9 protein-coding genes and 1 tRNA gene are annotated in these 12651 nt (G+C 63.3%); 4 read left to right on the top strand and 6 right to left on the bottom strand.

Annotation, left to right across the window (positions count from 1 at the left end; translation table 11 throughout):
• Nucleotides 1-31: 31 nt before the first annotated feature.
• The 3 genes from CIT40_RS30095 to CIT40_RS30085 form a co-directional block, all read right to left on the bottom strand.
• Nucleotides 32-544, bottom strand: a complete 513-nt coding sequence (locus CIT40_RS30095) for a CvpA family protein (protein WP_094892944.1) — start codon at nt 542-544, stop codon at nt 32-34.
• Between the two features lie 221 nt (nt 545-765).
• Entirely contained in the window at nt 766-2358 is a 1593-nt protein-coding gene (locus tag CIT40_RS30090) for a GMC family oxidoreductase (RefSeq protein WP_162307741.1), read from the bottom strand.
• Between the two features lie 143 nt (nt 2359-2501).
• Nucleotides 2502-3971, bottom strand: coding sequence for a coniferyl aldehyde dehydrogenase (locus tag CIT40_RS30085; RefSeq protein WP_094892907.1), 1470 nt, complete (start codon nt 3969-3971; stop codon nt 2502-2504).
• 276 nt (nt 3972-4247) lie between these two features.
• Between CIT40_RS30085 and CIT40_RS30080 the strand changes: the two genes are divergently transcribed.
• A tRNA-Met gene (locus tag CIT40_RS30080) sits at nt 4248-4324 on the top strand.
• Nucleotides 4325-4628: 304 nt separating this feature from the next.
• Here CIT40_RS30080 and CIT40_RS30075 read toward each other — a convergent pair.
• Nucleotides 4629-5375 carry an SDR family NAD(P)-dependent oxidoreductase gene (locus CIT40_RS30075; RefSeq protein ID WP_094892906.1) on the bottom strand — a complete coding sequence of 249 codons (747 nt, stop codon included), beginning with the start codon at nt 5373-5375 and terminating at the stop codon, nt 4629-4631.
• Nucleotides 5376-5397: 22 nt separating this feature from the next.
• The gene (locus tag CIT40_RS30070) at nt 5398-6372 is read right to left on the bottom strand and encodes an SDR family NAD(P)-dependent oxidoreductase (protein WP_094892905.1); all 975 of its coding nucleotides are present in this window, start codon (nt 6370-6372) and stop codon (nt 5398-5400) included.
• A gap of 131 nt (nt 6373-6503) precedes the next feature.
• On the opposite strand from CIT40_RS30070, the gene CIT40_RS30065 reads away from it, so the two are divergent.
• Together CIT40_RS30065 and dusA are read left to right on the top strand one after the other, a co-directional pair.
• The gene (locus CIT40_RS30065; protein ID WP_094892904.1) at nt 6504-7136 is read left to right on the top strand and encodes a TetR/AcrR family transcriptional regulator; all 633 of its coding nucleotides are present in this window, start codon (nt 6504-6506) and stop codon (nt 7134-7136) included.
• A 478-nt stretch (nt 7137-7614) separates the two neighbouring features.
• A complete protein-coding gene (gene dusA / locus CIT40_RS30060) occupies nt 7615-8562 on the top strand; it encodes a tRNA dihydrouridine(20/20a) synthase DusA (RefSeq protein ID WP_094892903.1) in 948 nt (315 codons plus the stop codon).
• A 171-nt stretch (nt 8563-8733) separates the two neighbouring features.
• Here the strand turns inward: dusA and CIT40_RS30055 are convergent, their stop codons facing one another.
• Nucleotides 8734-9225, bottom strand: a complete 492-nt coding sequence (locus tag CIT40_RS30055; protein ID WP_094892943.1) for a hypothetical protein — start codon at nt 9223-9225, stop codon at nt 8734-8736.
• Between the two features lie 278 nt (nt 9226-9503).
• Between CIT40_RS30055 and CIT40_RS30050 the strand changes: the two genes are divergently transcribed.
• Complete coding sequence (locus tag CIT40_RS30050; protein ID WP_094892902.1) at nt 9504-12557, top strand: ATP-binding protein; 3054 nt, start codon at nt 9504-9506, stop codon at nt 12555-12557.
• The last annotated feature ends 94 nt before the right edge of the window (nt 12558-12651 follow it).

Raw genomic sequence — 12651 nt, 5'->3', positions numbered from 1 at the left:
TCGCCGCCAGCGATGCAAATGCGGCTGAGCTCTAGATGCGCCGCTCCTGCTTGAGGCGGTCGATCGCGGAGGCCGCTTCCGGTGGCAGCGACTTGAAGCCCATCTGACCCGCCGTCGAGAACAGCGGCCGCAGATGCGAGCCGGCGAGAAACGGCGGCTGTTTGTCGGCCGGCACGATCTGGTCGAACACCAGCACCAGCGTGGTGGCGACGAGACCGACCCTGGCGGCGCCGAGCGCAGCGCCGCCGAGCCGGTCGCCGATGCCGGCGTCGCGGATCGTGTCGGTCAGCGCCAGGCGCCCGATATAGCCGAACAGCATGCCGACCACCACGAAGATGCCGAACAGCCAGGTCCAGTTCTGCAGCCACGGCGCATGCGGGTTGCCGGCGATCTGCGGCACGATCAACGGCATCAGCGCCACCGCGATCGGCGCGGCGAGGAGATAGGCGAGGATGGTCATGGCGCTGCGGAGCAGACCTGTCCTGAAGCCGAAGACGACCGCAATGGCGAGCGCCACATAGACCGCGAGATCGAAACTGTTCATCGGAAAAATCGCCTCTATGGAACGAATGAACGCCGGACCGATCATTCCGGTTTCAGATCGCTAAAATCGTCTGTATCGCCGCCTCCAAGAGCGTAAAGGTGATTGCCGATGTCGGAGCTATTCGATGTCGGTAAAGAAACCGTCCTCGTCACTGTTGCAATTCTGCTGCCGGAGCAGTTCTGGATTGCTTCGCGGCGCTCGCAATGACGATAGGGAAGGAGCTACCGCATCTCCGCCCTGATCATGTCCGCCGCCTTCTCCCCGATCATGATGGTCGGCGCGTTGGTGTTGCCGCCGATCAGCGTCGGCATGATCGAGGCGTCGACGATGCGCAATCCCTCGACGCCGTGCACCTTCAGGGCCGGATCCACCACGGCCATCGCATCCGTCCCCATCTTGCAGGTGCCGACGGGGTGATAGACGGTGTCGACGCGCTCGCGCAGAATGTTGCGGATGTCGTCGTCGGTTCGCACCCCGGACGTGAACATGTCCTTCTTCTGCAGCGCGCGCAGCGCTGGCGTCTCCATCAGGCGGCGCGTGGTCTTGAAGGCTGCGACCATGCTCTCGACGTCTTCTTCCTCGCCGAGGAAATTCGGATCGATCATCGGCGCCGCGAGCGGGTCGGCGCTCTTCAGCCAGACGCTGCCGCGGCTCTTCGGCCGCAGCAGGCAGACATGGCACGAGAAGCCCGCCTCCTTGTGCTTTTTACGGCCGTGGTCGTCGAGCATCGCGATGACGAAGTGGAGCTGGATGTCGGGTACGTCGAGGTCAGGCCGGGTTTTCAAAAAGCCGCCGCACTCGGCGAAATTGGTGGTCATCAGGCCGCGCCGTTCGCGGCGATATTGCTGGATGGCGCGGAGCAGGGATGGCAGCCGGCCGAGCGAGGCGTGAACGAAATGCGGATAGTCGGAGGCGTAGACGAACACGAAATCCGGGTGGTCTTGCAGATTGCGCCCGACGCCCGGCAGATGATGGAGGGCGCCAATGCCGTGCGTTCGAAGTGCATCGCCGTCGCCGATGCCCGACAGCATCAGTAATTGCGGTGACTGGAAGGCGCCGCCGGCGAGGATCACCTCGCGGCGCGCCCGCAACTGCTTCGTCTGCCTGCCCTGCCGATATTCGATCCCGACCGCGCGCCCTCCTTCGAACAGGATCTTCGTGGCGTGCGCGCCCGTCTCGACGCGCAGATTCGCCCGCTTGTCCATGTGAGGCTGAACATAGGCCCGCGCCGCGCTCCAGCGCTCGCCATTGTGCTGCGTCGCCTGGTAGCTGCCGAGCCCTTCATGGTCCTCACCATTGAAGTCGTCGCGGATGCGAAACTGCGCCTCGCGTGCGGCCTGATGGAAGACGTCATGGATTGGATTGTCCGAGCGCAGCCTGTTGACGTGCAGCGGGCCGCCCTTGCCATGATACGCGCCGTCGAAATCGGAATTGTTCTCCGAGCGCTTGAAGTAGGGCAGCACATCGGCATACGACCAGCCGGCATTGCCGAGCGAGGCCCAATGGTCGTAGTCGGCGCGATGGCCGCGAATATAGACCATGGCGTTGATCGCCGAGGAGCCACCGAGGCCCTTGCCGCGCGGCTGATAGCCGATGCGGCCGTTCAATCCCTTCTGCGGCACCGTGTCGAAGGCCCAGTTGGCCGCCTTGTAGGGCAGGGCGAGTCCGAACGGCGTGGTGATCCGCCAGCTTTCGTTCCTGCCGCCGGCATCGAGCAGCGCCACGGACGTCGCCGCATCTTCCGACAGCCGCCCAGCCACCGCGCAGCCGCCGGAGCCCGCGCCCACGACGACGAAATCGAATGTGTCAGTCACTGATGTTTCCCCCGCATTTTCTTTGTCATTCCGGGGCGCGCGAAGCGCGAGCCCGGAATCCATTGATCCGCCTTGACGGTGGTGAGATGGATTCCGGGCTCGCCTCTTCGAGGCGCCCCGGAATGACACCGCTTGCGCCGCCCCTAGGACATGAACCGCATCAATTTCTCCAGCCGCGCGATCTTGCCGCCGTAGGGCGGATAGAGATCGGCGAGGCGGTTGAACCTGGAGCGATAGAACACCGGCTTCAGCTTGCTGAACGTGCGGAAGCCCCACTCGCCGTGATAGGCGCCGGTGCCGGATGCGCCGACGCCGCCCATCGGCTGGTTGATCTGAGTGAAGTGAAACAGGCAGTCGTTGATGGTGACGCCGCCGGAGATGGTGCGTGCCAGCACCTCGTCGCGCGCAGCGCCGTCCTTGCCGAACCAGTACAGCGCCAGCGGCCGGTCGCGATGGTTGATGAAGGCGATGGCCTCGGTGCGATCGCGGTAGCCGAGCAGCGGCAGCACCGGTCCAAAAATCTCCTCCTGCATCGCCGCCATCGCTTCGGTCGCACCGACGATCAGCGTCGGCGGGAATTTGCGATGCGCCTTCCAGTTCGGATCATCCGCCTTCGCCGGCTGCAGGATCTTTGCGCCGCGCTGCGCCGCGTCCGCGACGAGGCCTTCGAGCCGGGCGTAATGCCGGTCCGAGATGATCGAGCTGTAGTCCTTGTTGGCGGGATCGGTGCCGAACATCCGCCGCATCTGCGCGCGGACCTTCTCGGCGAAGGCCTGCAACGCCGGCTCCGGCACCAGCACATAGTCCGGCGCGATGCAGGTCTGCCCGGCATTGAGCAGCTTGCCGTAGGCGATGCGCTCGGCCGCCTCGTCGAGATCGGCCGAGGCGTCGATGATCGCAGGCGACTTGCCGCCGAGTTCGAGGGTGACGGGCGTGAGGTTACGCCCGGCGGCCTCCGCCACGATCCGCCCGACCCGGGTCGAGCCGGTGAACACGAGGTGATCGAACGGCAGGCGTGCAAACGCCTCGGCGATCTCGTTTTCGATGTCGGTGACGAGCAGCTCGGTCGCATCGAAGCGCGCGGCGACCGTCTCCTTCAGCAGGTCTGCGAAATGCGGCGTGAGCTCGCTCGGCTTGATCAGGACGCGATTGCCGGCGGCGAGCGCGCCGATCGCCGGCGCGAGCGTGAGCTGCAGCGGATAATTCCAGGGCGCGATGATTCCGACGACGCCGAGCGGCTGCGGCATCAGCCGATTGCGCGCGGGCAGGAATTGCAGCGCGGTGGCGACCCGCTGCGGCGCCATCCAGCTCTTCAGGTGCTTGGTGGCGTGCCGGATCTCGGAAAACACCAGCATCGTCTCGGCGATGGTGGTCTCGACCGCCGAGCGGTGGCCGAAATCGGCCGAGATCGCCTGCCGGAAACGCTCCTCATTGTCGGCGACCACGGCCCGCAGCCGCGCCAGCCGGTCGAGCCGCTCGTCATGGCCGGCCGGCGGCTCGTCCCGGGACCGCGCGACCATGGCGTGGAAGGCCTCCTCCAGCGCTCCCAGCGGGGCGCTCGTCAGGGATTTGTCCACGGCGTTCCTCCCTCGAGGGCGCGTTTCGGCCCTCATCTTGTTGCCGCAAGCTGGCCCTTTGTGGAACTTCTGGCAAGTGCGCAGGGAACGCAGCGGAATTTGGTCGATTCCCTGTCATAAAGTAGAAAAAAAACGTTCCCGCAGCCCTTTCCAAAGGCACCTCGCCTTGATACATACGCCCAGCACCCGACGGGCTTTGCCCGGGGTTGCCTTCCAAGGAAGCCTTTGGGACGGACGAGAAAAGCCACGCGAACAGCGCCGGCCTCAACCGACCGTCCCCGGGATCCAGCTGAAGGCAAAGCAAGTGTTTAACGCGGGGTGGAGCAGCCCGGTAGCTCGTCAGGCTCATAACCTGAAGGTCATAGGTTCAAATCCTATCCCCGCAACCAAATTTGGAATGACCGGTTCCGATACGAAAATGGCCCGCTTGATGCGGGCCATTTTTGTTTTGGCCATGATCACCGGACGTCTCGGGATATGACGAGTCCCTCGGTCGGTATGCCTTCCGACGTGGTCGGCGGAGCATCAGCGAACTGCGTCGATTCAGGCGCTTGAACGAGACGTCGCGGCAATTGCTACCTCTAGCAGTCCTCAATTTCGTGCACTGTCACTGTAATCTTGTCACCGTATTCTGAGTGGTTCGCTGTGTGTGTGTCATCAGAGGCTCCTCCGAAGGTGGTCGCGAGGTTCGGGCTACAGAGCCGTCAGGCCGCCATCGACCGGCAGATCGATGCCGGCGACGTAGCTGCTCTGATCGGAGGCGAGGAATAAAGCAGCGGAGGCGATTTCCTCGGGGCGCGCCAAGCGTGCCAGAGGCGTCATCGCAGTGATTTGGTTTCTGGCTTCGGCGGCCCCTTCTTTGGACGGGAACTGTTCGTCGAACATCGGCGTGTCCACCGCGCCAGGGCTGAGCACGTTGGTCCTGATCTTCCGATCCTTGAGTTCGCTGGTCCACGTCCGGGCGAACGACCGGAGCGCTGCTTTGGTGGCGCTGTAGGTGCTGCGGCCCGGAATGCCTTTGTTCTTGCCGGCAGACGCCACGAGGATGATGGAGGCTCCATCATTCAAGTGGGGCAGCGCCTTTTGAACGGTGAAATAAGTGCCGCGGGCGTTGGTGTTGAAGGTCTTGTCGAAATGCTCGGGCGTCGCAGCGGGGGTCATCGTCTTTTCGACGAAGGCCGCACTCGCAAAAATCACGTCGATTCTGCCCTTCTTCGCGACGATCTCGTAGAGACGGTCGAGGTCATCGAGCTTGGAGATGTCGGTCTTTACGGCGGTGACGTTCGTACCGATCTCTGCGACGGCATTGTCGAGTTCGGCTTGGCGGCGACCGGCGATGAACACGTAGGCCCCCTCTTCAACGAATCTCCTGGCAGTCGCGAGGCCGATACCGCTGCTGCCTCCTGTGACGACGGCGATCTTGTTTTTTAATAGAGACATCTTGTTTCCTTTCGGTGCGCCTTCAGGACACCGCGCTCAGGGATGATGGATTAGACAAGTCGATGCCGGAGACCTTGACCACGGCTTGCCAGGCAGATTCCTGGCTGGCGCGATTGTGGAGGTGTGGCTGGCGCTGGACTTCCATCGGGCCTGAGAACTTCCCTTTGGCCGAGGCGAAGAATTCCCCTGAGACGTCGGTTCCGAATTCCGACGCCTGGAGGTACCGACCAGCCGCGGTCTCCGGCGTCTGATTCATGCCGGGAATGAGGTTGACGATTGGAATCATCAGATACTTCAACAACGGGCCAGCGTTTCGCGCCACGTTGGTGGCGTTCGACGCGCCGGGCGAGACAGCGTACACGGCCATGCCGGAGGGTAGCCGGCGCGCCAGCGCCGCGACCCACCAAGCGACAATGAGCTTCGCATCGGCATACGCATTGTTGGGCGCGTACGTCACGTTCGGCCCGTTGCGAATCAGGGCTTCAACAGCGGCGGTTTGGTCGTCCCGGAAGTATTTGGCCGCGAAGGCGGGCACGTTGGTATATTTGAACATGGGCACGCCCCCTCGGGCGGGCTCCGCGCTGGCGATAACGATCCTCGCGTTGGGGCTCAGCAGGTTGGCACGAAGCAAGCCGACGGTCAGTTGATGATGGCCGATCAGCGGCGCCTGAGAAGCCTCGATGCCCTCCGCAGTGATCACGCGCGCCTTGCCAGGAACCATCCCTGCATTGAGCAGCAGGAAATCGATCGGCCGACCTCGCTTGACCAGCGCGGCGAGCGCAGACTGAACGCTGAGCGGCTTGTCCAGGTCCAGCTCGAACGGCGTGAAGACCTTTCGTGTGGTCTCAGCCGCGAGTTGTGCGGCCGTTTCTTGAACCCCGGCCAGGCTGCGGCCGGTGACGATGACCTGGCTGTAGCCTTTGATGGCGAGCAAGCGGGCTGCGGCATAACCAAGCCCGGAAGTGGTGCCGGTGACGAGAGCGATCGAGTTTTCCATGGGCATCTCCGATGTTGAGGGTGAAGTTCGAGTCGGAAAGCCCTGCGAGGCCCAGGCCAGCTTGCTAATTTCGAACTGTTCAGTTATATATTGTCGCAATCAAAGATGCGTTGCAAGGATTTTTTAACTGGATGGTTCAGAATACTGCTAAGCCGCGTGGACGGCCTCGCAGCTTCGACGAAACGGGGGCGCTGGAAAGGGCCACCCAGGTGTTCTGGTCGAAAGGCTTTGACGGCGTCACGATTGACGATCTCGTCGCGGGGATGGGCGTGGGAAGGCCGAGCCTGTATGCCGTCTTTGGCGACAAGCGGGCGATATTCTTGCGCGTCCTTAAGGCGTATGCTGAGGCGAAGGGCGATCGCGCGGCGAAGGTGCTCCTCTCGCCACAGGGTCTTCGCGCCTCGATCTCGGCCTTCCTGAGGTTCGCCGTCGAAAGTGCGACCGAGAAAGGGTCCGCCCGGGGATGCCTTCTGATTTGCGTCGCGCCGCTTGTGGATGACCCTGAGGTACGGAGGTTCTTGCAAAACGCGACCGCCGGAGGCGCCGCGCTGGTGGAAGGTCGGTTCCGGGACGCGATCACCGCAGGCGAAATCCCGTCCGACTTTCCTGTGGCCGAACGCGCGATCCAAGTCACGGATTTTGCTCGTGGCCTTACGATGCGTGCGCTGATAGGTACGCCACGCAAGACGCTCCTCAGGGATGCCGAGGAAGCGACCGACTTGGTGCTCCTGTCGCGGCCTGGAAAGGCGACGCCAGAAGGTTGATGCTGGATTGCGTGGACGTTGATCCGTTCCCGCATCTGGAACGCTGGCTCGATGCCGTGGATAGCGGCTGGCGACACTCAAGGTCTATAAGCTGCGAATACCTACAATAAGAACGCGATGCAGTCGCGTTGCCGCTTTCCCTTGTCGAAGAGGCTGAATTCTTCGTGTTTCAGCACAAACACTAGCACAAGAATATTTTCTGAAGATTTAAATACAGTGAAATCAATAGTTTGAACGTTTGCCCATCTGTCTCATGACCTGAAGGTCATAGGTTCGAATCCTATCCCCGCAACCAAATTTGGATTTGACCGGATCCGATACGAAAATGGCCCGCATCGCGCGGGGCCATTTTTGCGTCGGGGGGAATGTCGCGGGCAGTGTTGTGTGACCCCTCGCGTTATTTCCTGTATGGAAAGCACGTTCCTCCAAGAAGGCAGCAAGTTTGCAGATTTCGCCAAGTCGCTTTTCCGTGGCCCCCATGATGGATTGGACCGACCGCCATTGTCGGGTGTTCCACCGTCAGCTGTCCCGGTCGGCGTTGCTCTATACGGAAATGCTCACGACCGGCGCCGTCATTCACGGCGATCGGGAGCGGCTGCTTGGGTTCGACCAGGTCGAGCACCCGGTCGCGTTGCAGCTTGGCGGCTCGAACGCGAGCGACCTTGCGGAGGCCGCGCGGATCGGCGGGGGCTTCGGCTACGACGAGATCAATCTCAATGTCGGCTGTCCGTCCGATCGGGTGAAGGACGGTCGTTTCGGTGCCTGCCTGATGGCGGAGCCGCAATTGGTGGCCGAGGGCATCGCCGCGATGAAGCGGGCGGTCGCCATTCCCGTGACGGTGAAATGCCGCATCGGCATCGACGACCAGGATCCTGAAGTCGCGCTCGATACGCTGGCCCGGTCAGTGGTCGCCGCTGGTTGCGATACGCTGATCGTGCATGCACGGAAAGCCTGGCTCAACGGCCTGTCACCGAAAGAGAACCGTGACATCCCGCCGCTCGACTATGATCGCGTCTATCGTCTCAAGTGCGCAATGCCGGATGTGCCCATCATCATCAATGGCGGCATCTTGAGCATCGACGAGGCGAGAGGGCATCTTGCGCATGTCGACGGCGTGATGCTCGGTCGCGCGGCATATCAGGAGCCGTGGCGATTGCTCTCGGTGGATGCCGACATCTTCGGCGAGGTGCCGCCTCACGAGACCATGCAGGATGCGCTCGAGGCGATGATACCCTATGTCGAGCGGCAGCTTTCACGCGGCACGCGGCTGCACGCGATCACGCGGCATTTCGTCGGTGCATTCCACGCGGTCCCTGGCGCGCGATCGTTCCGCCGACATCTTGCCGAGCAAGGGACCCGGCCGGGGGCAGACGTCAGCGTATTGAGAGATGCGATCGGTAAGCTGGCGTTCACGCAGGCTGCTTGACGCATCCGTTGCCGGAAACTTCGCGCTTCGCCGGTTGTACTGTTTTCGCGATAACAGCCCGACCGGTCTGCCGGCCCGCGTGCCCGGCATCGATGATGCACCGATGGAGTCAGCGAGAGCAACGTGCGGATGCCTTGATGGAGGCATCCGCACAGGAGCGCGGGTTGGCGATCAGGACCTGTACGGACAGACCATCGTCAGATGGAGCAGCGTCGGCTTGTCCGAGCCCTTCTTGTAGTCCCACTCCAGCCGGATCTCGTGCCGGTGGGCATAGGCGTCGCTCGGCGCGTGGACGATGATGTTTGTCTTCATCGGGATCGGCGGCTCGGAGTTGAAGCACTTCCGGACGCAGGCATCGAGCAGGTCGCAGCGCGTCAGGGGAATCACTCCGGGTTCGTCACGGGACAACGGGACCGTGTTCGGCTGGGTGCTGAGGTCGAGACGAGCCCGGCCTTTTTCCTTGTGCCAGTACTTGGCGCTGCCCTGTGGCCATCTCGATGGCGGGTTCAGGATCAAATGGTACTGGCCGTATTCCAGGGTCGGCAGGTCGATGTCGTCGGATGCCTTGAGCTTGGCGACGCTCTTCTTCATGTTCGCGAGGGGATAGTAATTGGCGTTCATCAAATCCCTGAAAGCCTTGCCGCTATATGTCCTTCCGCCCATCGTCTGGTCCTTCGATACGATCAAATTGATAAGGGAATCGTGCAGCCCAGCAAAAGCTCGTCAGCCGTTATGAAAGCCTCGGCGCCCCACCGACGCGCGGCCCCATTTTCGCGCGACGACGAAGCTACCACCCGAAAATGCATTTCGTCCAGAGAGCCACCTCGGACGACACAGCTATGTTTTGCTGCAAGTTCGATTGCCATGCATGTCCCGATGGGTATTCTACGCCAAGCTCCGCCGCGAGCACCGGTCGGCATAGGACTTTTGAAGGCTCAGGAATGCATTGTGTCGCGTGTCAGGCGACGATCGACCCGAGCGATAGCTGGTGCGCGAAATGCGGGCTGGCCGTGCGACGTTCCGATCCCGATAGCGAACGCCGGTTCGTCACCATTCTCCGTGCCGACGTCGTAGATTCGACCGGGCTGGTGGCAGAGCTGGAGCCGGAGGAGGCGATCTCGCGCCTTGAGCCGGCCCTGGCCGCGATGAGAGCGGCGGTGCGTCAGTTCGGCGGCATTGTCAGCAAGGAGCTCGGTGACGGGATCGCCGCGGTGTTCGGCGCTCCCATCGCGGATGACAACCATGCCCCGCTGGCCTGCCATGCGGCGCTCGAACTCGTCCGGCGCGTCGGAAGCCTCGGCGATCCCGGCCTGCAGGTGCGGGTTGGCCTCCATTCCGGACATGTCGTCGCCTACATGGTCGCCAGCGAGTTTTCCAAGGTCTACGAGATCGGCGGTGCCGCCCAGCATCTGGCAGCGCGGCTGGAATCGGCGGCGGAAGCGAATCAGATTTATGTGTCGGAAGCCTGCCAGAAGCTCGCGGATGGGCATGTCCGGTTTGAGTTCCTGGGCGGCAGGACCCTGCGTGGCTTCAACCAGCCTCTGCCGGTCTATCGAATCGTCGGCGCCAGCGATCTTTCGAGTTGGCGGGTGCGGCGCGCGCGCAGTGTTTCACGGTTCGTCGATCGTGTCACAGAGCGGGCGCTGCTCGGCCGCGCCGCGGGCGGCGTGGGTGCCAGCCGTCAGACGGTCCTGCTGCTGGGTGATGCGGGCATCGGCAAGTCACGGCTGGCGCACGAGTTCGCCCAGGAACGCAAGGCCGATGGCTGGCGCCTGGTCGATGCCGAATGCAGCCCGAACCTCCAGGGCGCTCCGTTCAGTACGCTGAAGCGCCTCTTGCTTTCGTTGCTGGAGGCGGCCGGGAAGGATCCGGATGGCTCCGGCGACCCGCGAAGCGATCTGCCACCGATCCATCAAAGCGCCCTCGACGCCGTGCTGGACCTGCCGATCTCGGAGCCCGAGTGGAATCAGCTGGAGCCTCATGCACGGGGGCGCGCGATTACCGATGCGAGCTGCGCCGTCGTCGAGGGGCTTGCTCGCCGCCAGCGAGCGGTCGTTTTGCTCGAGGACCTGCATTGGATCGACCGGGCCAGCGATACGGTCGTGGCTGCGATTGCTTCGTTGCAGGCGCCCGGTCTTCTCGTACTCCTCACCTCCAGGCCGAACGGAATGCCGGTGTGGATCGCGCGCTGCCACGCCGAAATCGTGGCGATGCGGCCCCTCGATGACGATTCGGGGCTGGCCATGCTGGCAGACATGCTCGGTCCCTCCATCGCGAACGACGATCTCAAGAACCGGATCATCTCGCACACGGCCAATGTCCCTCTGTTCATCGAGGAGGTCTGCCGCGGGCTGAGGGATAGCGGAACGCTTCGTGGCCAATGGGGCGATCTCGCGCTCGTGCGTCCCATCGACGAACTCGGCATCCCCTCGAGCATCCAGGGCGTGATCGCAGCACGCCTCGATCGCGTGTCGCGGCAGGAACGTTCCATCCTGCAGATCGCGGCAGCGCTTGGGCCGCGATCGAGCGTCGCCATGCTGCGCAGGCTCGTCGAGTTTCCCGAGGGTAGCGTTCAGGATTGCCTTGCCGCGCTCGATCGCGCCGAGCTGCTGGTCAGGATCGACAGCGAATTGGGCGATGAACTCGAATTTCGCCACGAGATGGTTCGCCAGGTCACATACGACTCGATGGTCGAAAAGGTGCGCGAGGAGATTCATGCACGCATTCTCGGGACGTTGGAGAGCGACGAAACCTGCGCGGATGAGCCCGATACGCTGTGCTATCACGCGGTGCGCGCCAAGGATTGGCACAAGGCCTTTGTCCACGGCAGAAGTGCCGGACGAAAATGTTTGAGCCGGTCGGCTTTTGCGGACGCGGCCAACTATTTCGAGAGCGCGATGGGCTCGCTCGACAAGACTCCGCCGAGGGGGGCGCGGGAGGCCGACGCGATCGATCTGCGGATGGAGGCGCGCTCGGCGTTCATCGCGTCCGGTCAGGTCGCCGAGTGGTTGGACCTGGGAAAGGAGGCGGAGCGGCGGGCCGACGCGATCGACGACATCGGACGCAAGGTCGCCGCGATGACGGTCAGGGCCGGCGCGCAGAACTTCTATGGCGCGCCGGTCGAAGCGGTCGTGGTCAATGAAGAGGTGGTCCGCCTCGCGCAAGGGTGGGGCAATCTGGGGTGGCTCAATCTGGCAAGATATGGTCTCGGGCAAGCCTATTTCCTTGCCGGCCGTTACCACGAGGCAGAGCGGACGGTGGCATTGGCGCACGCTCAATTAGCGGGACCGGACGCCAGCGCGCCGATCGGGACGACTCCAAGGTATTTGCTTCTGCTCTGCTGCATGATGAAGAGCTTTACCCACACGGTCATGGGCGAGTTCGACGCCGCCGAGCAGCTCCAGCGCGAGGCCGCCGCGATCGCGGCAGAAACCAATCGCCCGTATGATCTTGCGGGAGCCGCCTATAGCGGCGGCTGGCTGATGCTCGGCCGGGGCGACCCGGCGGCTGCCGCCGCCATTCTCGAGGACGGTTTTGTCCTGGCGCAGAAGCACGGCATCCGGCTGTTCGTGCCGGTGCTGGCCTGCCACCTCGGCATGGCCTATCTGGAGCAGGGGCTGTTCGACCGCGCGCGGAGCATGCTGACCGAGGCGCGCGAGGAGGCCAAGGCGGTCGGCTATACCTCGGCGGTGCTGCGCAGCTCGATCTATCTTGCGCTCGCGACCTGCCGCCTCGGCGATGTCAGGGCCGCGCAGAACATGCTGCGCGAGGCCCGCAACACCGCGCGACAACAGGGATTTTCGGGCCTCGAGGCCGAGGCCCTGTTCGGCGAGGCCATCGTGACGCCGGCCTCCAGTGCGGAGAGCAGGGCAGCCATCCTCGCGTCCTTGCGCGCCGCCATCGCGATCGCCTCCGAGAGCGGCGCGCGGCCGCTCCAGCGCAAGGCCGAGGCGATGCTGAGCGAGGTGCTCGGACAGGGCAGCGAGCTAATCTGACGCCGTGTCCGATCGGGTCTGCATTGCGCCGCCGCGGACCGACCCGTCGGGCCAAAAATGCCGAGTAAATCTTATAATTGCAACAAAGGGTTAG

The organism is Bradyrhizobium amphicarpaeae, assembly GCF_002266435.3.
In the GTDB taxonomy this organism is placed as follows: domain Bacteria; phylum Pseudomonadota; class Alphaproteobacteria; order Rhizobiales; family Xanthobacteraceae; genus Bradyrhizobium; species Bradyrhizobium amphicarpaeae.
This window is presented reverse-complemented; position numbering and strand designations above follow the sequence as displayed.

What these genes read in the sequence shown, in the direction of transcription:
- CIT40_RS30095 (WP_094892944.1), bottom strand. Translation starts at nt 544, where the DNA reads ATGAACAGTTTCGATCTCGCGGTCTATGTGGCGCTCGCCATTGCGGTC.
- CIT40_RS30085 (WP_094892907.1), bottom strand. Translation starts at nt 3,971, where the DNA reads ATGAGGGCCGAAACGCGCCCTCGAGGGAGGAACGCCGTGGACAAATCC.
- CIT40_RS30075 (WP_094892906.1), bottom strand. Translation starts at nt 5,375, where the DNA reads ATGTCTCTATTAAAAAACAAGATCGCCGTCGTCACAGGAGGCAGCAGC.
- CIT40_RS30070 (WP_094892905.1), bottom strand. Translation starts at nt 6,372, where the DNA reads ATGGAAAACTCGATCGCTCTCGTCACCGGCACCACTTCCGGGCTTGGT.
- CIT40_RS30065 (WP_094892904.1), top strand. Translation starts at nt 6,504, where the DNA reads ATGGTTCAGAATACTGCTAAGCCGCGTGGACGGCCTCGCAGCTTCGAC.
- dusA (WP_094892903.1), top strand. Translation starts at nt 7,615, where the DNA reads ATGATGGATTGGACCGACCGCCATTGTCGGGTGTTCCACCGTCAGCTG.
- CIT40_RS30055 (WP_094892943.1), bottom strand. Translation starts at nt 9,225, where the DNA reads ATGGGCGGAAGGACATATAGCGGCAAGGCTTTCAGGGATTTGATGAAC.
- CIT40_RS30050 (WP_094892902.1), top strand. Translation starts at nt 9,504, where the DNA reads ATGCATTGTGTCGCGTGTCAGGCGACGATCGACCCGAGCGATAGCTGG.